The 1,452-nt window shown below is 57.7% G+C and carries 2 protein-coding genes; one reads left to right on the top strand and one right to left on the bottom strand.

Going from position 1 to position 1,452, the window contains the following annotated elements; translation table 11 throughout:
• A partial coding sequence (locus INT21_RS12045; RefSeq protein ID WP_193085247.1) for a siderophore-interacting protein occupies positions 1-513 on the top strand: 513 nt, incomplete at its 5' end.
• A gap of 153 nt (positions 514-666) precedes the next feature.
• On the opposite strand, the gene INT21_RS12050 is transcribed toward INT21_RS12045, so the two are convergent.
• Positions 667-1,452 (bottom strand): cyclic peptide export ABC transporter (locus INT21_RS12050; protein ID WP_193085248.1); only part of this gene is annotated, 786 nt, incomplete at its 5' end.

Consider the following 1,452-nt stretch of genomic DNA (forward strand, 5'->3'; position numbering starts at 1 on the left):
TGGAAGCCACCCCAAGGCGTGCGCCGTATTCTGATTATCGCCGATGAAACCGCCCTCCCCGCTGCTGCCGGTATTCTAGAAACCCTTGATGACCTGCCGCTCAAACCCAAGGTTGAAGCGCTGTTCGAAGTGCCTCGCCGCGACGATGTTCAACCGCTACCCCAGGCCGCCAAACTGCGCTGGCTAGCACGTGATGCAGAGCACGACTGCCAACACGGCGAACTGCTGATGAGGGCGCTGCGTGATATTGATTTACATAAAGAAATTCAAGCGCTAGGCGGCACGCCTGCTAACTCCACTACCAGCGATACTAGCAACGTCGAAAGCGACAATGAGGACGGCCCACTCTGGGAACCCGCCACCCTGGATGATAACGCGCCCTTCTACGCTTGGATCGCCGCCGAAACCAAGGTCGCCATGAAGCTGCGCCGCTACTTAGTCAACGAGTGCGGGTTACCCAAGCAGTACGTTACCAGCATGGGCTACTGGCGACTGGGCAAGGCCAATGGTTAAAGGAACGGCAAATAACACGGTGTTAAACAGTGATTCCATAAACACGCCAGCTCAAACGCCTGAGCTGGCGAGACAACCAGCTCTCGTGGCTGCTATGTGGATTCGGCCATATCACGATGGCTTAAAGACCGGATACTGGCGTGCGTGGCAAGGTCAAGTGGCCGATGAGGGTTCCGCTAGCGGCTCTTCGGCAGTCTCAGACTCAGCAGCCAACAGCCTGCCGCTCTCCAGCCGCACCAACCGATCCGCCAGGTGAAAGTAACGGTCATCGTGGGTGATCACCAGCACCGCTTTGCCCATGCGCTTTAGCTCGGGCAACACCTCGCAGTAGAACACCTCTTTGAATAACGGATCTTGGTCCGCCGCCCACTCGTCAAACACCAAAAACGGGCGATCTTCAAGGTAGGCCACTACCAAGGCCAAGCGCTTACGCTGGCCCTGGGAGAGCGCCTGAGTGGTGAACGCGCCGTTTTCAACCCGCACCTTGTGCTGCAGATGCAGCTTGGTCAGCAAGCGGTTGCCCTCTTCGTCGAGATCTTCCCGCGGCGCTTCCAACAGCCTTTCGAAAAGATGGAAGTCAGAAAAGACGACCGAGAAGAGCTGCCGGTAGGCATCCCAACCATCCGCCTCGACACGCTCGCCATTGAGCAACACTTCGCCACCATCCGGCGGATAAAGCCCCACTACCACTTTGGCCAGCGTGGTCTTACCGCTACCGTTGCCCCCCACCAGAAACACCACTTCCCCCGGCGTAAAGCTCAGATTAATCGGCCCCAGCTCAAAGAAGTCATCGCTCTGCTCGTGGTAGTACTGATGGGTGACGTCGCGCAACTCAAGACGCTGCAAAGCAGGCACCTGAGGTAACGCCTGCCTCTCCTGCCCCTGGGGCATCTCTCGTGTGATGTTATCAATTCGGCTAGCGGCTACTCGCGCCATATT

Origin of the sequence: Halomonas sp. 3F2F (assembly GCF_014897805.1) — a bacterium.
Taxonomy (GTDB): Bacteria; Pseudomonadota; Gammaproteobacteria; order Pseudomonadales; family Halomonadaceae; genus Vreelandella.